This is a genomic window from Streptomyces sp. NPDC088350, from assembly GCF_044753545.1.
GTDB lineage: Bacteria > Actinomycetota > Actinomycetes > Streptomycetales > Streptomycetaceae > Streptomyces.
Window position 1 is genome coordinate 54,363 of the sequence record NZ_JBIVNL010000011.1, and the last position, 20,812, is coordinate 75,174.

A 20,812-nucleotide genomic window follows, 5' to 3' on the forward strand; every position below is an offset into this window, starting at 1 on the left:
ACCATGCTAGAGCGTTCCGCCGGCGGTGCCGCCACGTGGGGCGGCCACGGGAGCCGTCCGCCCCACCGGACACCACGGACGGCACCACCACTCCCAGCCGGCCGCTGCCCACCGGCCCCGACCCACCACCCCGGCGCGCCCCCGCCCGTCCCGGCCTACGATGATCCCGAGTCATCGATCAGCCGATCACCCGCGTCCCGCTCGGCACAGCCCGGGGCGCCGTTCCGGGGAGGAACCTTGTCCGACCACAGCGCCGTACCCGTCGCCGGTCAGGCCCGCGAGCTGCATGCCTTCATCGCCGGGCTGCCGAAGGCCGAGTTGCATGTCCACCATGTCGGCTCCGCCTCCCCGCGGATCGTGTCGGAGCTGGCCGCCCGTCACCCCGACTCCCAGGTGCCCACCGACCCCGAGGCCTTGGTCGACTACTTCAGCTTCACGGACTTCGCGCATTTCATCGATGTCTATCTGTCCGTGGTCGACCTCATTCGGACGCCGGAAGACGTGCGGCTGCTGACGTACGAAGTCGCCCGAGACATGGCCCGGCAGCAGGTGCGGTACGCGGAGTTGACCATCACGCCGTTCTCGTCGACGCGGCGCGGGATCGACGAGCGGGCGTTCATGGACGCGATCGAGGACGCCCGCAAGGCGGCCGAGGCGGAGTTCGGGACCGTACTGCGGTGGTGCTTCGACATTCCCGGTGAGGCCGGGCTCGTGTCCGCCGAGGAGACCGTGCGGATGGCCACCGACGACCGGCTGCGGCCCGAGGGGCTGGTGTCGTTCGGGCTCGGCGGGCCGGAGATCGGGGTGCCCCGGCCGCAGTTCAAGCCGTACTTCGACCGGGCCATCGCCGCCGGCCTGCGCTCGGTGCCGCACGCCGGTGAGACGACCGGACCCGAGACGGTCTGGGACGCCCTGAACGACCTGCGTGCCGAGCGCATCGGGCACGGCACGAGTTCCGCCCAGGACCCCAAGCTGCTCGCCCATCTCGCCGAGCGCGGCATCGCGTTGGAGGTCTGCCCGACCTCCAACATCGCCACCCGCGCCGTCCGCACCCTCGACGAGCACCCGATCAGGGAGTTCGTACGCGCCGGGGTCCTCGTCACGGTCAACTCCGACGACCCGCCGATGTTCGGCACCGACCTCAACAACGAGTACGCGGTCGCCGCCCGCCTCCTCGACCTGGACGAGCGCGGTGTCGCGGACCTGGCGAAGAACGCCGTGACGGCCTCCTTCCTTGACCCGGCCGGCAAGGCCCGTATCAACGAGGAGATCGACACGTACACCTCGGCGTGGCTCGCCCCCTGACCACCGGCGTTCCCCGAGCAACCAGCACAATGAGCTCATGCAGAACGTGACCGCCGTGGCCCATCGCGGCGACCCCTACCGCGTCCGTGAGAACACCACCGACTCACTGCGTTCCGCGCTCGAACAGGGCGCGGACGCCGTCGAGTTCGACGTACGGCTGACCCGTGACGACGTACCCGTGCTGCTGCACGACGAGACGCTGAAGCGGCTGTGGGAAGTGGACCGGCCGCTGAAGTCGCTGTCGGTGGACGAGGTGCGCGGGCTCACCGACGGCGGGGTGCCGACGCTGGAGGAGGCGCTGGCCGCGACCGAGGGCGGCCGGGTGATGGTCGACCTGCCCGGGCCCGCCGACGCGCGGGCCGTGCGGCGGGTCGTGGACGTGATCCGGGAGTGCGGGGCGGACGACCGGGCGTACTACTGCGCGGGCGCCGACGCGATGCTCGCCGTCCGCGCGGCCGACCCGGCCGCCGAGATCGCCCTCACCTGGACCTCGCTCGCGCCGCCGCGTCCCGCGGTGCTCGACGCGGTACGGCCGCGCTGGCTCAACTACCGCTTCACCCTGGTCGACCGGGACCTCACCGCACGCGTCCACCGGGACGGCTACCTCCTCTCGGTCTGGACCCCGGACACCCGGCGTTCGATGCGGCGCCTCCTCGACATGGGCGTCGACTCGATCACCACCAACCGCGTCGACGTGCTGTGCGGGCTCAGGAAGGGCTGAGGGCCGGCTTCGTCAGCCGTACTTCCTCCACCCCGAGCAGGCCGAGGAGCGGCACCCTGCCGACCCGCTGCTTCGGGTCGACCACCAGTCCTGCGGCCCGGATGCGGTCGAGGAGGAGTTCGGCGAGCGGCATGACCATGTGGCGGCCCCAGCAGCGCTCGGAGGAGTGTCCGAAGGGAAGGTAGCCGGGAGTCGTGTCGGGGTCGAGACCGTCCCAGCGCTCGGGGCGGAACTCCTCGGGGGCCTCCCACAGGGCCGGGTCACGGTGGGAGAGGAGCGGAAGAAGGAGCACGTCGTCCCGCGCGCCGATGCGGCTGTCGACGGCCGGGTACTCGGGTGAGGCGTTGCGCAGGATGTTCCACGACGGCGGCAACAGGCGCAGGGACTCGTGGATGATGTTCCGGTTCGGCGTGGCGTCGTCGAAGGGGGCGCCCAGCCAGAGGGCGTTGGCCACCAGCGTCGAGATGGTGAAGCAGACCGGGGCGGCGGCCCTGCGGTAGATGCCCATCGCGTGGCGGCGGTCGTGGTAGCCGGTGGCCTCGGCGGCCCGGGAGGCGAGGCCGGTCAGCCGCTCGCTCGGGCGGGGCCAGCCGGGCAGGGCCGCGCCCACCGCGATCACCGACCAGGTGAGTTTGGTGGTCAGTTCGAGGTTGCGGCTCATCAACATCCGCAGCCGGTAGGGGTCCTGACCGAGCATCAGGTCACGGAGGAAGAGATGCCCGGTGAGCGGCCAGGGGCCGGTCAGGTCAACGTCCTCGGGCAAGGGGCGCTTCAACGCCTCCCGTACGTCGGCGCCGACGGTCCGGATCACCGACGCGCCCTCGTTGCGGGAGATGGAACGCCCGTGCAGCGGCTTGAAGGTGGGCCGTTCGGCGTCCGTGGCGCGGCGGGCGGCCAGGATCCGGTCGGTGACCTCGGTTCCGGCGACGCCGATCGTGTCGGGTTCGAGCCGGAAGACGTCCTGGCCGAGGTGATCGCGGAGGAGTGCGGCCAGCCGGGGGGCCAACACGGTGGTGCGGGCGGCACGCGGCGGTGACGACAGGGACATGGGGATCTCCCGGTGTGGCCCCGCCGCGACATCGTTGTCGACATCGCGGCGGGGGTGAGCTGCCGGTCAGTACCAGAGGTACCAGGCCTTCGACTTCAGGCTCTGTCGTGCCGAGACCTTGTTACGGATGGCGAAGAGAAGCTTCATCACTGCACCCCCTCTCCACACGGGAACTGGTGTCCGTTTTTCGGTGACCCGCTGAGCCTTCCCCGGGTGGATGAACGGAAAATCAGCGAGAGATCAATGAATTGGTCAAGTCTGTTCGCTCATCGCCGCCCCCCAACTCCCGTGGCGGGGCGATGGATTGGGCACTCCCCCGCCGCGAACGGCTCGCAGCCCATGTCCCGCACCAACCGCCTTACGACGGCCAGGGCTTCGTCGTCGTCCCCGCTCAGGGGAACGCCGAGGGGGCGGCGGCGAGTTGTTCGGCGGCGGAGGGGCCGCCTGCGGTGAGCAGACGGAAGCCGTCGCCGACCGGGTTCGTGCAGTCGACCAACACCCGTCCTTCCAGGGGGAGTTGCCGGGCCACGTCGACCACCGCCTCCCAGGGCGACGTCATCAGTACGGCGCCGGTGCCGAAGTCGGCGGCCTCGCGGAGGCTGCCGGATACGCCTCGTCGCCGCCGCGCCGGCGCCGCCGCCCGGCCCAAGTCCCGTCCACCGAACAGCACTTCGTGTCCGGCCACGATCCACTGTGTGCCCAGCGCGTCCGCCATGCCGCCGAGGCCCGGGCCTTCGCGCACGGTGACGAGGTCATGGCCGCGCGGGACGACTACACGCGGGATGCCTGAGCCGCGGTCGCCGGGTCGGCCGGGGTGGTGCGGGTGGCGTACTGGGGGATCGGGGTGTCGTCCTTGCCGGTGTCGCGGGTCAGGCCGTAGCGGGTCGCGCCCTGGGCGGGGCCGGTGGAGATGTCCTGCTCCACGGCGTCCCAGGTGGTGGGGAAGACGTTGAGGCCGTAGTCGGCGCCGCGTTCGTTGACGGTGAGGGTGACGCTGCCGTCGACGTAGAAGTACTCGTTCTGCCACATCTGTTGGGTGCCGGTGGGCACGACGTCGTAGCCGGTGGTCGAGTTGCCCATGCCGGTGGCGGTGGTGTCGGTGGTGCTGACGGGGTCGTCCATACGACGTCCGCCGCCCGACGCCACGTGGAAGAGCTTGCCCTTCAGGCCGGTCCAACTGGGCATGACCAGGGCGCCGGAGCGGTACTGCGGCGAGATCTGCCAGCGGACGAGGACGTAACCCTGGCCGCTGAGCGTCACGTTGTCCCCGCGATGGTTCATGGTGGCGTGCGCGCCGCCGGTGCTGGTGATGCCGGACGCGGGGCGGTGCGGGAGCACGGCGGGCGGGGTGTTCGGGTCCGGGGCCCGGTCCACGGCGTCGACGACCGAGCCGTAGGGGCCGGCGGCGGTGGTCGTCTTCGAGGGGGAAGAAGACGAGGAGGAGGAAGGGGAAGGGGATGAAGACGGGGATGCGGACGGTGAGGGGGACGCGGTGGTCGGGGTGGTGGACGAGGGCTGAAGGGTGCCCGCTGTCGCCGTGGGGGCCAGGGCCTTCGGGGGTGGGTCGTTCGGGGACTGGGTGACGACGTAGACACCACCCGCGGCGATCGTCGCCCCCGCCGCAACGGCGACGGCGGGCTTCGTCAACACCCCGAGCACCTTGGCCGACCAGCCGGCGGACGCACCGCCCGAACCGGCGCCCCCGGCGGAACCTACCGCCCCGGAGGCTCCGGCGGAACCGACGACGCCGGAAGCACCGGAAGCGCCTGCAGCCCCGGCTGAGCCGCCGAAGCCCGCAGCGCCTACCGAACCTCCGGCGCCGGAAACGCCCGCGGCCCCGGCCGCACCTCCGACGCCCGAAGCACCTACGGCCCCTGCCGAGCCGGCGGAACCTACGCTCCCTGCCGCACCCACCGAGCCCACGGAACCCGCCGCGCCTACGGCCCCGGCAGAGCCGACCGCACCTGCGGAACCGGCGACGCCCGCAGCACCAGAAGCCCCAGCCGCACCCACCGAGCCGACCGCACCTGCGGAGCCCGCGACGCCCCCGGCACCCGCAATGCCAGAAGCGCCCGCCAAGCCGGCGAACCCTGCGCCGCCGACGGAACCCGCAGCACCCGCAATGCCAGAAGCCCCAGCCAAACCCGCGAACCCTGCGGCACCCGCGCCCCCGGCGAAGCCCGCAGCGCCCGCTACGCCAGTGGCCCCGACGGAACCCGCAGCGCCTGCCGCGCCCGCGGCCCCGGCCGCACCCGCCGCCCCCACGGAACCCGCCGCACCAACTGCCCCCGCGGACCCCACGAATCCAGCGGCCCCTGCCGAGCCCACAAACCCTGCCGCACCCGCGAAACCGGCGGCGCCCGCAGCGCCCGCCGCACCCGCCAACCCAGTTCCCCCCGCCGCCCCTACCGCCCCACTCGCCCCCGCCACAAACGCCGCACCCGCCACCCCCACCGCAGCCGCCGCCGTCTTCGCCCCGAACGCCAACGACAGTGTGAAGCCGAGGGGGAGGGGCACGAGGGCGATGCCGACGAGGAGGCGTTCCGCTGGTACGACGGACTCGCGGGGGTCGCCGCAGTAGGTGCAGCCTCGTAGGTGGCGGGCGAGGCGTTTGCGCCAGACCGAGTCGCGGCGGCCGTCCCAGCGGGCGGTGACGTCGCGGAGGTCGGGGCAGGCGCCGTCGAGGGCGCGGACGACGCCTCGGGCGGTCTCCAGGCGTTCCTTCATCCGCTGGACGCGTACCGCCGCGTGCTGGCGGCTGATGCCTACCGCCGACGCCAGTTCGCGGCGGGTGAGTTCGCCGGCGACCTCCAGCCACCACAGGGAGAGGAGTTGGCGGTCCTCGTCGTCGAGCCAGCGCACCGCCTCCGCGACCTCGCGCCGTTGGCCCTCCAACTGGAGCCGCAGGACCGTGAGTTCGGCGAAGTCGGCCGCGTCTCCCGCTAGCCCGTCCGGGAGTTGGTCGGGGGACTTGCGGCGGCGCGCCCGGTCCCGGATCTGGCGCATGGCGATCGCGACCAGCCAGGAACGGAAGCTGTCGGGGTCGCGGAGTGAGGCAAGGTGGTCGACGGCTCGCAGCATCGTCTCCTGGACCACGTCGTCCACATCCGCATGGCCGTTGAGCGCCCGGCCGACCACGTTGTAGACCAACGGCAGCCAGCCCGCGACCAGTTCGTCCAGCGCCCGCCGGTCACCGGCCTGCGCCGCCGCGATGGTGGGGCGCCACTGTCGTCCGTCCATGTCGCTCCCCGCCCTCCCGGGCATCATCCGCTGTCGCCCGACGTCACTTGCTGTACAGCAGCGTCCCGAAGCCCAGTTGGTCGTAGCCGCCGCTGTTCGGCCCGTAGTCGCCGCCACCGCCCTCCGCACGCACCTTCTCAGCCATGAGGGTGATGAACGGCGTGTTCAGGCGTCGGCGGCGGGCGTAATGATTGTGCAGAATCTCCCAGACCGGGCGAACGGCACCCCTGGCTATGTCGGAGATCACAGGCTGTTCCATGTACCGGCCGTTGCCCTGGCCGCTGCGCCAGGCGTACGTCGTGAAGGGCACGGCCGCGCCGAGGTTGTACTTGGCGACGTACTCGGCGGCCTTCATGAACCGGTTGTCGAGGTAGCCGTAGAGGTCGACGCCCTGGTTCCAGGCCATCTCGCAGATCGCGCCCATGAGGCCGATGCCCATCATGGTGTGGCCCTGGTCCCGGCCGCTCTCCTGCCACTGGGCGAGTTCCTGGCCGCCGTAGACGAAGGGGATGGCGTGCCGGAACGAACCGTTTCCCGCGCCGGACTTCATGTAGGTGACCGCGCGCTGGAAGGTGGCGCGGTCGTCGCACAGGATGCCGGTCGCCATGAGGGAGGCGACGTTGCACAGGTCCCAGTTCGCCCAGTAATTGGTGATGTTGGCGGTGTTGTGGCGGGTGAGGAAGTCGATGTTCATCGGCTTGAAGACGGTGCGCAGCATCTTCTTGAAGCGGGCGGACTCGAAGTGCGGGTGGTCGCGGACGAGTTCGGCGGCGTTCGCGAACTGGTAGCCGTAGATGCCCGCGGCCAGGAAGCGGTCGGCGTTGCCGTTGACCGAAGTGAGGGTGGCCGACCAGGCGTTGAGGATGGCGACGGCGGTGTCGCCGTTGGCCTTCGTGCCGGCGATCTTCCAGCGCAGGGCGTTCTGGTAGGCGGCGTGGATGTCGTTGTAGAGGGTGCGGTAGTTGTCACCGCCGCCACGGACGACCACGGCCTGCGGGCGGGGCTGCCACGTGCTGGACGAGTGGGGGTTGCCGGTGAGCCGCGTCCAGCCCTTCAGCCAGGGGTCCTTGCGCGCGGCGACACGGACCTTGGCGCGGTGCAGGTCGCCGGCGTTGTGCAGCATGCCCGGGTGTGCCAGGGCCTTCGGCCTCGCGGTCGCGGTGCCTATGGCTGTGCCTGTGGCTGTGCCGGTCTGCGCGGCGTCGGCCCCTCCGCCGGAGAACGCGGCGATCCCGCCGCCCACTACTCCCGCCGCCACGACTCCGCCGCCGAGGGTGAAGAGGCCCCGGCGGGTGAGGCGGTGCCTGTTGGTGGGCCGGCGTGCGCTGGTGGCCATGTGGGTGGCTCCGGTGCGTGAGGAGACTGGGGACGCAGAGGGAGACGGAGTGAAGACTTCCGCGATAACAGTTTTTGCGACGCCAAGTGCTGCGCCAAGTGCTGCGCCGAGTGCGACACCTGGTGCGTCGCCGGGTTGGATCCCATAGAGGGTATCCCCGGCAAACCCCTTGCACCGCAGGGCAGTTGGCCCGGTCCGCACCAGGGGTGGGTGCCCTCCTCGCCGACGATCCGCCTACGGCCGCGGAGGACGAGGCCGATCACCGACAGCCACCGGAGATCCCAGGAACAGCCGATGCGCCCCCGCCGCCGCACCACCACCCTCACCACCTCCCTCGTCCTCGCACTCGCGGCCGGCCCGCTGGCCGCACCCGCGTTCGCGAGGCCTTCGAGCCCGTCTCCGTACGGCAGTTGCTCAGGCCTCGGCAGGTCGTGGCGTCGACGGTGGCGAAGGGACCGGAGTCGACGCGAGCGCCAGTGCCGCTTCCAGGCGCTTGATCTTTTTCCGGACGACGTACAGCGGCACGATTCCGATGACCCCGAACGACATGTCGATCACCGTCCACCAGAAGGGGATCCCGCGGATCATCCCGAACTCGACGACCCAGATGTTGCGGACCGGGTCGCGGCAGGGGCCGTAGAAGGCGACCGCGATGACGAGGTGCGCGAAGGCCGGCCGGTCCGTGCCGTGGAGGAGGAAGGGGTAGTCGGTGTCGGCCGTGTCGAGGGACCTCAACACGTCCTCGGTCCAGCGGAGTTCGTGGACCAGCGGGAACGCCGTGGCACCGCTGAGCACCAGGCAGACGACGAACAGGACCAGCCAGGCGCGGATGCCCTTCAAGAGGGCGGCTCTTACTGCACGCGTGTCTGTACCGGCGACGGAGCGATGGAGCGGGCGGTCGGCGAGGAAGGGGTGGAGGCGGAGAGTGAGCCTGTTGACGACGTCGACGCCGATCTCGATGCCGATGCCGATGCCGACGGGGGCCTGGAGGGTTCCATGGTGGGGACGGCCGTGGCGCTCGGGTCCCGGGAGCCTTCGGGGGAGCTCGGGCTGGGGCTCGGTGCCGTGGACGCCGACCGGCTGGGCGGGGGCGTAGGGCTGCTGCTCGCCGGGGGTGGGGCCAGCGGGACCGTGGGGGTCGTAGGGGAATCGTGGTGGGCCAGGCGGGACGGGAGGGCGGCGAGGACGAGTACCGCGCAGGTCGCGCCGGCGCCGGCCGCCGCGCGGAGCAGGCGGCGGCGGTTCGCGCCGCGGCGGATCGACTCGTAGCGGCCGGGGGGCGGGCCGAGGTACTCGGCGGAGGAGGGGCGCAGGATGACCGTGAGGGGGTCGTCGGGGTCCATGTACGGGCTCTCCTCCCCCTCGTCAAAGTGTGTGGTCAAGGCTTCTCCTCAGATGGGCGCGGAGCAGTTCGCGGGCCGCGTGGAGGTCGGCCTTGACGGTTCCTTCCTTGCGCCCGGTCAGCACGGACACCTCGTGGATCGGCATGTCAGCGTAGTAGTGCAGGAGGATTGGGACGCGCAGCCGTTCGGGCAGCGACTGCACGAGGAGCCGTACGGACGGGTCGGTCTGTTCGGTCGGCGGGCGCAGCGCCTCCTCGGTGGTGACGCGGCGCACGGCCCGGCGTTCGCGCTCCAGTTTGCGCCAGTGGTCCCGGACGAGGTTGGCCGCGGTGACGTAGAGGAAACCGCGGGGTTCCGCCACCTTCGTCCAGCGGGCCCAGAGCCGGGTGAACGCCTCGGAGGCGATCTCGTGGGCCGTCTCGTCGTCGTCGACGAGACGGCGGCACCAGCCGGCGAGGCGCGGGTAGACGGCGGCGAACAGTTCGGACGCTGCCCTCTCGCGGGACCGTTTCAACGCTCTCCATGGTCGTGACGTGGTGCGTGCGCCGGTGCGGCGCTCGTGGGGGAAGAGTCCGGGCCGACGGCGTACGTTCCCTCGGCCCGGACTCAGAAGGTACTCAGGCGGTGCTCAGGACCGGCTCAGGAGATCGCCGCGGTGAGCGCCGCGAAGACGATCACGTTGTCGAGGTAGCCCGTACCGGTACGGGTTCCGCCGCAGGTGATGAGCCGCAGTTCGGGCCGGTTCACGTTCCCGTACACCTCGTCCGTCGGGAAGTCGGCCTTGGCGACCGTCCGTACGGCGGTGACGGTGAACGTGGCCGTCGTGCCGTTCTCCAGGCCCGCCTCGATCCGGTCCCCCTTGCGCAGCCGCGCGAGGTGGCGGAAGACCCCGTCCCCGTACGCGCCCACGGTCACATGCCCGAGGATCACCGACGGCCCGGTCTGGCCGGGTGTCGGCGAGTGCCGGTACCAGCCCGCCCGGTCGTGCGCCGTGATCGGCGGCACCTGCACGGTGCCGTCCGCGGCCAGCCCGAGCTTCATGACCGGGGTGTCGACCCCGATGGCCGGGACGCGCAGGGTGACCGGGACGGAACGCGCGAGGGCGTGCGCCTTCTTGGCGCCGGTCTGCGTGGAAGGCTGCCCGGAAGGTGTCGAACTCCCTTGCTGGGAAGCCGTGTTCGCGGCCGGGGTGGTCCCGTTGCCGCCGCCGCAGCCGGCGAGCAGTGTCGCCGTCGCCGCGGTGACGAAGGCGCGCCTGGAGAGCGAGGTCATGCCCCGGTCGCCCTCCGACGCCGTACGACGACGAAGGCGCCGCCGCCGACGAGCAGCGCGGCGGCTCCCCCGCCGGCCAGCCCGGTCGTCAGGTCGTTCGACGACTTCGACACCGGCACGACACCGGTGTCCGGGGCGCCGCTGGGGACGGTGCCGACCTGGCTCGGCGCCACGGTCGGTTCGGCGGAGGGCGCGGCGCTCGCGCCCCGGGTGTCGGCGGTGGCGCTGGGGACCGGGCTCGGGGCCCTGGTGGCGGTCGGCGCCGCGGAAGGCGAGGCGGAGGGGGCGCGGGTCGGGGACGCGGAGGCCCCCGTCGCGAACGCGGGCACGGTGCTCGCCAGGACGGCGCCGCACGCAAGTGCCATGGCGCTGAGGACAGTTCGGCGCATGAATCGCTCTCTCTCGTCGGCCGCCCCGCCGGTCCGTGTCCATTGGACGGGTCCGGCGGCGGGGCGGGTTACGGATCGAGCGGAGAGACGAGGCAGCGGGAGGGCGGGTTGTAAAGAGCAGGCAAAGTTTTCGGGCGGTGAGTTCGACGGTGGGTTGGGCCGCGGGTCGGGTCGCGCGTCGGGCGCCGGTTCACATGTTGATCATGTGTCCGGCCAGGCCGTGCACCGCCTCCTTCACCGCCTCGCCCAGGGTCGGGTGGGCGTGCACGTTGCGGGCGACCTCGTGGACGGTGAGGTCCCACTGCTGGGCGAGGGTGAGTTCGGGGAGGAGTTCGGTGACGTCGGGGCCGATGAGGTGGCCGCCGAGCAGTTCGCCGTACTTGGTGTCGCTGATCAGCTTCACGAAACCGGTGGTGTCGCCGAGGCCGTGCGACTTGCCGTTCGCGGTGAACGGGAACTTCGCCACCTTGATGTCGTGGCCCAACTCCCGTGCCTGCGCCTCGGTGTAGCCGAAGCTGGCGATCTGCGGCTGGCAGTACGTGGCGCGCGGGATCATCGCGTAGTCCAGCTCCATGGTCTCCGCGTCCGCGAGGGTCTCGGCGGCGATCACACCCATCGCCTCGGCGGCGTGCGCGAGCATCAGCTTGGCGGTGACGTCGCCGATGGCGTACAGGTGCGGGACGGAGGTGCGGCAGCGGCCGTCGACGTCGATCGCGCCGCGCTCGGTGACCCGTACGCCCGTGTTCTCCAGGCCGAAACCGGTGACGTTCGGGGCGAAGCCGATCGCCTGCAACACCTTGTCGGCCTCCAGCACTTGCTGGGTGCCGTCCTTGCCGGTGACGGTGACGCGGACCTGCGGGCCGGACTCGTCGATCGACTCGACGCGGGTGGAGGTGAGGACGTCGATGCCCAACTTGCGGTACTGCTTGGCGAGTTCGGCGGAGACCTCGGCGTCCTCAAGGGGGGCCACACGGTCCAGGAACTCGACGATCGTGACCTTCACACCGTAGTTGTGCAGCACATACGCGAACTCGATGCCGATGGCGCCGGCGCCCGCGATCACGATCGACCGCGGCAGGTCGTCGGCGAGGATCTGCTCCTCGTACGTCACGACGCGCGCGCTGCGCTTGGTGCCGGGCAGCAGCCTGGGGGTGGCGCCGGTCGCGATGATGCAGTCGTCGAAGCGGATCGTGCGCGACTCGCCCTCGTAGCCCGCCACTTGGAGCGTGTGCGGGTCGAGGAACGTGCCTCGGCCGTCGATCTCCGTGATCCTGTTCTTCTTCATCAGATAGTGGACGCCCTTGACCCGGCCGTCCGCGACCCGGCGGCTACGGCGGAACGCCTCGCCGTAGTCGAAGGAGACCTCCCCCTCGACCCTGATGCCGAAGGTCTTCGCCTCGCGGGTGAAGATGTGCGCCAACTCGGCGTTCCGCAACAGGGCCTTGGTCGGGATGCAGCCCACGTTGAGACAGACGCCGCCCCAGTACTTCTCCTCGACGACCGCGACCCGCTTGCCGAGTTGGGCGGCGCGGATGGCGGCGACATAGCCGCCGGGGCCCGCGCCGAGTACGACGACATCGAACCGCTCGCCCTGTGAGTCCTGCGTGTCCCGCGCGTCCTGCTGGTCCATCGAAAGATCCTTTCCCACGGGGAGGCCCATGGTCTCGTGGAGATCCTCTTCGGTGTCCAGGATGCCGCGCCCGTCGACGATCAGGCGAACCTCTCGTCCGTGGCGGACGGCGCCGCCCCGCGCCGGTACACGTCCTTGAGGTAGAGCACCAGGGCCGCGCCGAGCACCCACACCGGGAGGATCACCAGGGCGCGGACGAGGCCGTCGTCCTGGAACCGGGACAGGCCCTGCATCGCGCGGACGCCGACGCCGACCGGCAGGATCTCGGAGAGCGGGCGCAGCCAGCCGGGCAGATAGGCGGCCGGCATGATGCCGCCGCTGCTGCTGTTGCCGAGGATCAGCATGAGGATGGAGGCGAGGATGACACCGGCCGAGCCGAACAGCCGGAGCAGCACCATGGTCGTGCCGCCGACGGCGGCGCCCATCAGCGCGATCACCACGACGAGGGGTACGAAGGAGCCGGGCAGCGCGCCGAAGCCCGTACTGCCGGCGATGGTGGCGATCAGGAGACCGCCGACGGCTCCGAACAGGGCCAGGCTGGCCATCCGCCAGCGGTACTGGAGCCGGGGCGCGAGCTGGTAGGTCGTCATGCCGAAGAGGTAACCGGCGAGGACCAGGCCGAAGGCGGCGTAGAAGACGGAGAGACCTCGGGTGTCCCCCGCCGCCGCCGGGGCCACGTCCTCGACGGCGAGTTCGTGCCGCTCCGCGTGGGCCACGGTACCGAAGGCGGTGGTCACGGTCGCGGTGACGGCGGCTCCGTTGGCGCTGCCGTAGAGCAGTTTTCCGTCGCCGAGGTAGGCCGCGTAGACGGTCCTGTCCTGTACGGCGTCCCGGGCGGCGGACTCGTCGGGGTAGGTCTCCACGGTGAAGCCGCCGGGGACGATCCGCTCCAGGTCCTGGGTCAGGTGGATCTGTGTCGTGCCTGTCTCCGTGGTGCCGACGCGGAGCTGGTGCGGGCGCGGGGCGTGGAAGGCGGCGAGGTAGACGCTGACGAACATGGCGCCGATCAGCAGGACGACCGCCACGGGGAGCAGGACGGCACGCAGGTTTCCGGGGCCGGGCGGCGGATGGGCCACGTCCAGGGCGTGCTGGTGCGGCTGTCGGGGAGCGTGCGTGGCTTCGGCGGCTTGGGTGGCTTCGGTGGTGACTTGTTCGGACATCGGGCGCGGTCCTAGATTAGAAGGCAACTGATATTATTTGTACATCACAATCAGCTGCCTTACAAAAAGCTCTCCGCAGAAGAGGTCCACTCCGTGAACCACCCCGACCGCCGTACCGGCTATGTGGCCTGGCAGATCGGCCAGATCATGGCGGCCCGGATGGAGCGCGCCCTGCGCCCGCTCCGGCTGACCCTCGCCCAGCACCGGGCCCTGATGCAGGCCGTCCTCGACCCGGGGGTCTCCAGCGCGACCGCCGCACGCCGGGCGGCGATCACCCCGCAGTCCATGGGCACCGCGGTCAACGGACTGGTCGAGCGCGGGATGCTGGAGCGCCGTACCACCCCCGGCGACCGCCGCACCCAACGCCTGCACGCCACGGAGGCCGGCGTACGGCTCGCGGCCGAGGCCGCGGAGACGGTGGACGCCGCCCACGCCGAGGCACTCCAGGCACTGACACCGGCGGAACAGGAGCAGACGCACGCGCTGCTGCTGAAGCTGCTGGTGTCGCTGAACCCCTCGGCCGTGGAGGGCGGCGACAAGCCCTGAGAGTCTCGGTGGCCGGTGCCGCCGAACGCGCCCGCGCCCGGCGGCACCGTCGGGTCAGGTCGGTTCAGGTGCTCCAGACCTGGAACTCGGAGATCTGGCCGGCGGGCCAGCCGGTGTTCGCGGTGATGTTCACCCGGAGGTACCGCTGGGTGGTCGCGGTGAACGTGAGGGTGACCGTGTTGTTGGTGGTGGGGTCGAAGGTGTACGTCGCCGACGACTTGAGGGTGGTGAAGCTCGCGCCGTCGGTACTGCCCGAGAGGGTCAGCGTCTGGTCGCGGGCGCCCCAGGTGGCGGGGAGTTGGAGGACGACGCGGCTCGCGCTCTGCGCGGAACCGAGGTCGACCTGGACCCACTGCGGGAGGGCGTTGTTGGCGCTCTCCCAGTAGGTGCCCTGGTTGCCGTCCGTCACGTTGGACGACGGGTAGACGTCGGTGTGGCTGGACTCGGTGGTGGCCGCGCCCGCCACCAGGTTCCTGCTCACCGTGCCGGCGCCGGTGCCGGTCAGCGCGACCGTGGTCGTGCCGTTCGACGCGTTGCCGGCGATGCTGAGATCACCGGTGCGGGTGCCGGACGCGGTGGGTGTGAAGGTGACGGCCACCGTGCAGGAGGCGTTCGCCGCGATCGACGAACCGCACGTGTTGGTCTGCGCGAAGTCGCCCGTGACGGTGATGCCGGAGACGGTCGCGGCGGCGGTCCCGGTGTTGGTCACCGTGACCGTCTGCGCGCTGCCGGCGGTGTTGAGCGCCTGGGTGGGATACGTCAGCGAGGTCGGGCTCGCCGACAGGGTCGCCGGTGAGGAGCCGCCGTCACCGGGGAACACCTCGAAGTCCGACAACTGGGCAGCGTCCCAGCCGGTGTTGGCGGTGATGTTCACCCGCACGTATCGCGCCGTGGCGGAACTGAACGTGATGGTCACCGTGTTGTTGTTGGCGCTCGGGTCGAAGGTGTACCCGGCCGACGCCTTGATCGTGGAGAAGCTGGAGCCGTCCGTGGAGCCCTGCACCGACAGGGTCTGTGTGCGGGTCGACCACGCCGTCGCCGGCGGGAGTCTGAGCACGACCCTGCCGACGCCGTAGTTCTGGCCGAGGTCGACCTGGGCCCACTGCGGGAACGAACCGTCCGTGCCCTCCCAGTACGTCGACGCGTCCGTGTCGGTGAGGTTCGAGGCGACGTACGGGCTGGTGCTCGAACTCGCCGACGCGGGACGCCCGGCGGCGATGTTCGTGGTGCTGTCGATACCGGTGCCGGTCAGGGAGACGGTGGTCGGGCTGTTGTTGGCGTTGCCGGTGACGGTCAGGCTGCCGGTGCGGGATCCGCCCGCCGTGGGCTTGAACCCGACGTTCACCGTGCAGGACGCGCCGACCGCGAGGGTGGAGCAGTTGTTGGTCTGGCTGAAGTCACCGGTCGCCGCGACGCCCGAGATGTTCGCCGACGTGGTACCGGAGTTGGTCACCGTCACCGTCTGCGCGGTGGCCGACGAGCCGACCACCGTGGCAGGGAAGGACAGGCTCCCCGGATCGGTGTTCAGCACCGGTCCCGGCGCGGTGCCGGTCCCGGAGAGGCTGACCGTGTTGGTGATCCCGCCCGCGTTGACAGTCAGGGATCCGCTACGGCTGCCGGTCGCCGTCGGCGCGAACCTCACGCTGACGGTGCAGGAGCCGTTCGCCGCGATCGACGAACCGCACGTGTTGGTCTGCGAGTAGTCGCCGCTGGTGGAGACCGACGAGACGGACACGGCGCTGCCGGTCGGGTTGGAGACCGTCACGGTCTGCGCGGCGCTCGTCGAACCGGTCGCCACGGAACCGAAGTTGAGCGCGCCGGGGGTGGCCGTCACGCCCTCCGGCGGGTAGGGCGGGTAGACCGGAGCAGGCCAACCACCGCAGTACGGCGTGCCGTTGATGCCGGAGTTGCCGCCGCCGTCGGTGACGACGAAGTTGCCGCCCGAGCAGTTGTACACCGGGGACGAGTAACCGACGCCGGTGGCCGTGACGTCGGTGAACGTGGCGGCGCCGCCGGTCTGTTCCTGGAGGGCGAAGGTGCCGGTGCCGGCGATGGTCACGTTGCTGAGGTTGACGCCGCTGATGGTGCCCTCGACCCACTGGACGGCTTCGTAGGGACTCTGCTGGATCAGCGCGTTGGTCACGTCGATGGGGCCGGTGATCGCGCCCTGGCTGCCGTCGAACCACAACGCGCCCACCCCGAACTGCCAGTTGGGGTCGAGGCTGCCGTCCCGGATCATGGTGTTGCCGGAGATCGTGGTGGTGCCGACCGGCGTCGACGTGAAGCGCTGCCCCACGTGGATGCCGCCGCCCTGGGCGAGCCCGGTGTCCACCACGCGGTTGCCGCTGACGGTGTTGTCGTGGCCGCCGTAGATCGCGATGCCGTTGGCCAGGATCTGTAGCGACACGGTGTTGTTGGAGATCGTGTCGTTGGCGTCGGCTCCGATGGCGGAGTCCGCCCAGGTGGCGACGCCGTCGTCGCCGGTGTTGCGGATGTCGCTGTCGGTCACCTTCGAGTGGGTGACGCCGCCGTGGAAGTTGACGCCGTCGGCGGTGGTGTCACGGATGCGCATGCCGGTGAACGTCAGGCCGTCCATCGGCCCGTCCATCCAGGCGCCGACCTTCAGGTGGTCGATCCACAGGTTGGCGACGGTCGAGTCGCTCAGCGCGCCGCCGATGCCGTTGACCTGGGCGCTGTCGTCGCGGTCCTGCACATTGCCGAAGACCGCGAAGTTCTGGAGGCGGACGCCGGTGCTCGCGTTGGGCGCGGAGTTGCCGTAGAAGCCGGGGGCCGTGCCGGTGACGGTCGAGTACCACATGCCGGCGCCGGCGATCGTGACGTTGTTGACGCTGATGTGGCCGGGGATGTTGAAGGTGCCCGGCGGGATCCACACGATGCCGCCGGGGCCCGCCGAGCTGATCGCGGCGTTGAACGCGCTGGTCGCGTCGGCCACGCCCGTGGCGTCGGCGCCCTTGCCGGTCACCGACACGGAGCCCGAGGGGGCGGTCAGGGCGGCGCCGACCTGCTCGAAGTCGGCGAAGTCGATCGTGTACGAGGACGCGGTGTCGCCCGAATCGACCTGCAACTTGAAGGTCGTTCCCGCCGGATAGGTGGTGGAGAACAGACGGTGGGCCTCGTCGTAGAAGTGGTGCGGGTTGCTGCCGGGCGTGTTGGTGAAGGGGTAGCTGCCGTAGTACCAGCTGTAGGCGTTGGTCAGGGTGAAGTCGGGCTGCTTGACGCCGTTCACGTACAGCGACAGCGCGGCGGTGTAGACCGAGCCGCCCGAGGTGTCGGGGATGCTGTACCGGAAGTCGATCGAGTTGGTCGCCACCGGCGTGGTGAACGTGACGTACTGACCGGTGCCCTGAAGTGTCGTCGCCTTGCGGTACGACGCCTCGTCGGCGAGCTGGCCCTGGGTGTAACTCGGGCCGATGTTCGTGCCGTTGGTGGCGGAGTTCTCCGCCTGCACCTCGACGTACGGCAGGCTCGCGCCGCTGCCGCCGGTGGCGGTGGACGCCGCCCAGGCGGGTGCGGCGGCCAGAGCGAAGACGCCTACGACGGCCAGCAGCGCGGCGCTGACCGCCCAGACGAGGGCTCGTCTCAGTTCTCGGACGGAATGGAACATTGACCACTCCTTACGTAACCAAACACCGGAAAGGTAGCGATGCAAGGGGGACCGTAATATCGGCGGCATGATCACGCAATAACTAGACAGAGCTTTGCAACAAATAAAAATGACACCTGCAAGATCCCGGGAACCGCACACAGGACGGCGTCGGCGAGATGCGTGCCGGAAGCGCCCGACAGGTGCAGCACGTCGGCCACGAAGGACGGGACGGCATCTGATGCCCCTTCGCAGAGCGGGGCAATGATTCACGCAAATATGCGCAAGATTATTGCAGAATTACGCAATTAGCAGATAGCGGGGCAACGAACAGCCCAGGTAGCATCCGCCACAGGAACCGGAACAGGTCATTCACCGGCCCTCGATCGGCACACGAGGACGGCTCAGCCGCTCGGACATCGTGCGTGTTTCCACGGAAGGGCCCGTCCTGGACATGTCCGGCAGTCACTCGCCGCGGAGCGTCCTGCGGTAGGCGACGCAATCCTCGTACGCGGGGAGCAGGCCCCGGGCTTCCGCGTCGGCGAGCGTCGGCGCCTGCTCGTCCTTCGGGGACAGCAGCGGTTCGACGCCGGCCGGCCACGCGATGGCGAGGTCCGGGTCCAGCGGGTGGATACCGTGCTCGCGCCCGGGCGCGTATCCCTCGGAACAGAGGTAGACCACCGTCGCGTCGTCCGTCAGGGCGAAGAAGGCGTGGCCGAGGCCCTCCGACAGGTAGACGGCGTGGTGGGTCAGGTCGTCGAGCCGGACTGCCTCCCACTGCTTGTACGTCGGAGAGCCGACGCGGATGTCGACGATGACGTCGATGACCGCACCGCGTACACACTTGACGTACTTGGCCTGGCTCGGCGGAACATCGGCGAAGTGGATGCCGCGCAGGGTGCCCCGCTTGGAGACGGAGCAGTTGGCCTGCGCGAGGTTGAGGTCCTGGCCGGTCGCCTCGCGGAACCCGGCGCCGCGGAACCACTCGTGGAAACCGCCGCGGTCGTCCGGGAAGACCTTGGGCTCCAGCACCCAAGCGCCCTCAATGCCCAGTGGTCACACGTGTTGGTCCTTGCTCGCGGGGTTCGGTCACTTCTTCAGGGCCCGACGGACCTTGCCCGCGGCTCGGCGCAGGATCGTCGACGCCGTGGGGCGGGAGGCAGGGCGGCGCCGTCCGGGATCCTTGGCTGCCAGGTCGGCCGCAACGGCAGTGAGACGTTTGACGACGACACCTCCGCTCGCGGCGACATCGAGGGCCAGCGGGAGGGCCACCGGCTTGCCGGCTCCGGCCGAGGGCGGAGTCAGCTCCAGTCGCCACTGGCCGTCCGTCAACTCGTCGAGCGGGAGGTCGGCACTCAGGTCGGCGTCGCCGGTCACGCGGGCGGTCAGCGTGGCGGGGAGGGCGACCTCACGACCGCTCGCGACGTCCGTCAGCTTCAGAGCTGCCGAACTCCCGTCCTGGACGTGGAACGGCAGGACGACGACGAGGCGGCCGGGGTCCGTCGTCACGGTGACGTCGGCGGGGACGAGACGGGCGAACTCGTACGGGAGCCGGTCGGTCCGCTGGTCGACGTCGAGTGAGAGGTTGCCGTGCGGGTCGGTCCAGTACGGCAGGACCAGGTGGGCCGGGGAGCCGACAACCGCGCCGCCGCGCCCGCGCCCGGCCGCCTCGCCGCGGACGGCGCCGAGGCGGGTCTCCTTGGACCACCCGCAGGAGCTGATGCGGACAAGGACGTCCCAGATACCGGCGTCGAGTCCGGCGCCGTTGGCCGCCGACGACGGGTCCACCCGCGAGCCGGCCCGCAGCACCTGCCGGAAGTGTCCCTCCTGCCCCTTCACGGCGACCTTCTCCCGGGTGAGCTCGACCGGCTGGAAGAACTCCGCGCCGGAGGTGCGCTCACGCAGGACGAGATCCGCCCTCGACTTGCCCAGCGGTGCGGAGGTGTCCGCGCCCAGCTTCGCGACGGCCTCCATGCTGTCCTGCGACAACGGCGGGACCAGCAGGTCCTTCTTGCCGTCGTTGCGGAAGGTGAGCGGCTCGCCGCCGGAGGTGAGGGTGGCGGTGAAGCCCACGGTCAGCACGCCCGTGTCCCAGGTGAGGCTGTCCAGGGTGCCGGAGGCCTTGATCCCGGACTCCCAGCGGGCGAATTCCTCGATGTCGGCGAACCGGCCGGCGGTGATCAGCGCGGCGACGATCTGCTGCGCGGGCGGAAGACCTGCGGCGACTCCCGGGCCGAAGCGCTCGACGACCACCTTGTGGATCTCGTCGAACAGCTCCCGGCGGTAGTCCTCCGGCAGCTTCAGCAGGCGCTGTCCGCGCATGCGCTCGACCATCTCGTTGCGCAGCCAGCGCCGGAAGAGCTTGTCCCGCAGCGGGCCGGGCTCGGTGAGTTCCTCGACGACGTCCAGGGCCTCGCGGAGGTTCTTGAAGTAGCCGACCGGGTCGAAGCGCTGGAAACCCGCGTTGGAGGCGTCGTCCCGCTTGATGTGGTAGTAGCACAGGTAGTCGCTGAGCACCGCGACGTTCTCGGCCCGCAGGTACGCCTCGGTGACGAAGACGTGGTCCTCAAGACGCCGGCGCCCCTCCATGTAGCGGAGGTTGTGCCGGTCGAGGAACTCCTTGCGGAACATCTTGTGGGGGGTGAGGCTGTCGATCAGCGGGGCGTTGTCGACATTGGCGTGCGGACGGTTCTTGCGGAACAGTTCGCGGGGGACGCCACGGCCCTTGCCGACCATCTTGCCCACGATGACGTCGGCCCTGTTCTCCACGCCGTAGTTGTACATGCGTTCGAGAGCTTCGTCGCCCAGCCAGTCGTCGTTGTCCACGAACTGGATGAACTCCCCCTTGGCTGCCGCGATGCCCGCGTTGCGGGGCTTGCCGGACCAGCCGGACGCCTCCTGATGGATGACGTGCATGTTCGCGTGCTCGGCGGCCAGCCGGTCCAGGCGCGCGGGAGTGCCGTCGGTGGAACCGTCGTTCACGAAGATCGCTTCGTACTCGTGGTCCGGCAGGCTCTGACGCAGAAGAGAGGCGATGCAGTCCTCGATGTACTCGCCCGGGTTGTAGACCGGGATCACCACGCTCACCTTGATGGGCATGTGTCTTGTTCCGCCTCAGCTGCTGGGAGTCATTCGTCAGGACCCGGCGCATGTCACCGCTCGGTAGACGTTCGATTAAGGCTAGCGGGTGGCGGACCCACCACAGTCACAGCTGAAGT

18 protein-coding genes are annotated in these 20,812 nt (G+C 70.5%); 3 read left to right on the forward strand and 15 right to left on the reverse strand.

Features of this window, described 5'->3' with window-relative positions; all coding sequences use genetic code 11:
• Nucleotides 1-237 precede the first annotated feature (237 nt).
• Both ACIQBL_RS34420 and ACIQBL_RS34425 read left to right on the forward strand, forming a co-directional pair.
• On the forward strand, nt 238-1,305 hold the full coding sequence (locus ACIQBL_RS34420; RefSeq protein ID WP_401948938.1) for an adenosine deaminase: 1,068 nt from the start codon (nt 238-240) through the stop codon (nt 1,303-1,305).
• A 37-nt stretch (nt 1,306-1,342) separates the two neighbouring features.
• Entirely contained in the window at nt 1,343-2,026 is a 684-nt protein-coding gene (locus tag ACIQBL_RS34425) for a glycerophosphodiester phosphodiesterase (protein ID WP_401948941.1), read from the forward strand.
• Here the strand turns inward: ACIQBL_RS34425 and ACIQBL_RS34430 are convergent.
• The 12 genes from ACIQBL_RS34430 to ACIQBL_RS34485 form a co-directional block, all read right to left on the reverse strand.
• A complete protein-coding gene (locus ACIQBL_RS34430) occupies nt 2,013-3,074 on the reverse strand; it encodes a cytochrome P450 (protein WP_401948943.1) in 1,062 nt (353 codons plus the stop codon). The genes ACIQBL_RS34425 and ACIQBL_RS34430 overlap by 14 nt on opposite strands.
• Before the next feature lie 66 nt (nt 3,075-3,140).
• Nucleotides 3,141-3,221, reverse strand: coding sequence for a tryptorubin family RiPP precursor (locus ACIQBL_RS34435; protein ID WP_356382820.1), 81 nt, complete (start codon nt 3,219-3,221; stop codon nt 3,141-3,143).
• 244 nt (nt 3,222-3,465) lie between these two features.
• Entirely contained in the window at nt 3,466-3,816 is a 351-nt protein-coding gene (locus tag ACIQBL_RS34440) for an NAD(P)-binding domain-containing protein (protein WP_401948945.1), read from the reverse strand.
• Between the two features lie 29 nt (nt 3,817-3,845).
• Nucleotides 3,846-6,314, reverse strand: a complete 2,469-nt coding sequence (locus tag ACIQBL_RS34445) for an RNA polymerase sigma factor (RefSeq protein ID WP_401948948.1) — start codon at nt 6,312-6,314, stop codon at nt 3,846-3,848.
• Between the two features lie 43 nt (nt 6,315-6,357).
• Nucleotides 6,358-7,650 carry an alginate lyase family protein gene (locus tag ACIQBL_RS34450; RefSeq protein ID WP_401948950.1) on the reverse strand — a complete coding sequence of 431 codons (1,293 nt, stop codon included), beginning with the start codon at nt 7,648-7,650 and terminating at the stop codon, nt 6,358-6,360.
• Between the two features lie 414 nt (nt 7,651-8,064).
• Entirely contained in the window at nt 8,065-8,490 is a 426-nt protein-coding gene (locus ACIQBL_RS34455) for a hypothetical protein (protein WP_401948953.1), read from the reverse strand.
• An 11-nt stretch (nt 8,491-8,501) separates the two neighbouring features.
• Nucleotides 8,502-9,032, reverse strand: coding sequence for a hypothetical protein (locus ACIQBL_RS34460; RefSeq protein ID WP_401948956.1), 531 nt, complete (start codon nt 9,030-9,032; stop codon nt 8,502-8,504).
• Nucleotides 9,016-9,507, reverse strand: coding sequence for an RNA polymerase sigma factor (locus ACIQBL_RS34465; RefSeq protein WP_401948958.1), 492 nt, complete (start codon nt 9,505-9,507; stop codon nt 9,016-9,018). The genes ACIQBL_RS34460 and ACIQBL_RS34465 overlap by 17 nt, the downstream gene beginning before the upstream one ends.
• Nucleotides 9,508-9,632: 125 nt before the next feature.
• On the reverse strand, nt 9,633-10,265 hold the full coding sequence (locus ACIQBL_RS34470; RefSeq protein WP_401948961.1) for a class F sortase: 633 nt from the start codon (nt 10,263-10,265) through the stop codon (nt 9,633-9,635).
• On the reverse strand, nt 10,262-10,654 hold the full coding sequence (locus tag ACIQBL_RS34475) for a sortase-dependent protein (RefSeq protein WP_401948964.1): 393 nt from the start codon (nt 10,652-10,654) through the stop codon (nt 10,262-10,264). Before ACIQBL_RS34475 ends, ACIQBL_RS34470 begins: the two co-directional genes overlap by 4 nt.
• 190 nt (nt 10,655-10,844) lie before the next feature.
• Nucleotides 10,845-12,284, reverse strand: coding sequence for a dihydrolipoyl dehydrogenase (gene lpdA, locus ACIQBL_RS34480; protein WP_401948966.1), 1,440 nt, complete (start codon nt 12,282-12,284; stop codon nt 10,845-10,847).
• An 80-nt stretch (nt 12,285-12,364) separates the two neighbouring features.
• Complete coding sequence (locus ACIQBL_RS34485; protein ID WP_401948969.1) at nt 12,365-13,444, reverse strand: ABC transporter permease; 1,080 nt, start codon at nt 13,442-13,444, stop codon at nt 12,365-12,367.
• A 93-nt stretch (nt 13,445-13,537) separates the two neighbouring features.
• Here ACIQBL_RS34485 and ACIQBL_RS34490 point away from each other — a divergent pair, with 93 nt between their 5' ends.
• The gene (locus ACIQBL_RS34490; protein ID WP_401948971.1) at nt 13,538-13,990 is read left to right on the forward strand and encodes a MarR family winged helix-turn-helix transcriptional regulator; all 453 of its coding nucleotides are present in this window, start codon (nt 13,538-13,540) and stop codon (nt 13,988-13,990) included.
• Between the two features lie 64 nt (nt 13,991-14,054).
• On the opposite strand, the gene ACIQBL_RS34495 is transcribed toward ACIQBL_RS34490, so the two are convergent.
• From ACIQBL_RS34495 to ACIQBL_RS34505, 3 genes are all read right to left on the reverse strand, one after another.
• Nucleotides 14,055-17,615, reverse strand: a complete 3,561-nt coding sequence (locus ACIQBL_RS34495) for a choice-of-anchor D domain-containing protein (protein WP_401948974.1) — start codon at nt 17,613-17,615, stop codon at nt 14,055-14,057.
• A 444-nt stretch (nt 17,616-18,059) separates the two neighbouring features.
• Nucleotides 18,060-18,647, reverse strand: coding sequence for a dTDP-4-dehydrorhamnose 3,5-epimerase (gene rfbC / locus ACIQBL_RS34500; RefSeq protein ID WP_401949616.1), 588 nt, complete (start codon nt 18,645-18,647; stop codon nt 18,060-18,062).
• A gap of 36 nt (nt 18,648-18,683) precedes the next feature.
• Nucleotides 18,684-20,693 (reverse strand): glycosyltransferase family 2 protein, encoded by a 2,010-nt coding sequence (locus tag ACIQBL_RS34505; RefSeq protein WP_401948976.1) that lies wholly within the window; start codon nt 20,691-20,693, stop codon nt 18,684-18,686.
• Nucleotides 20,694-20,812: the final 119 nt, after the last annotated feature.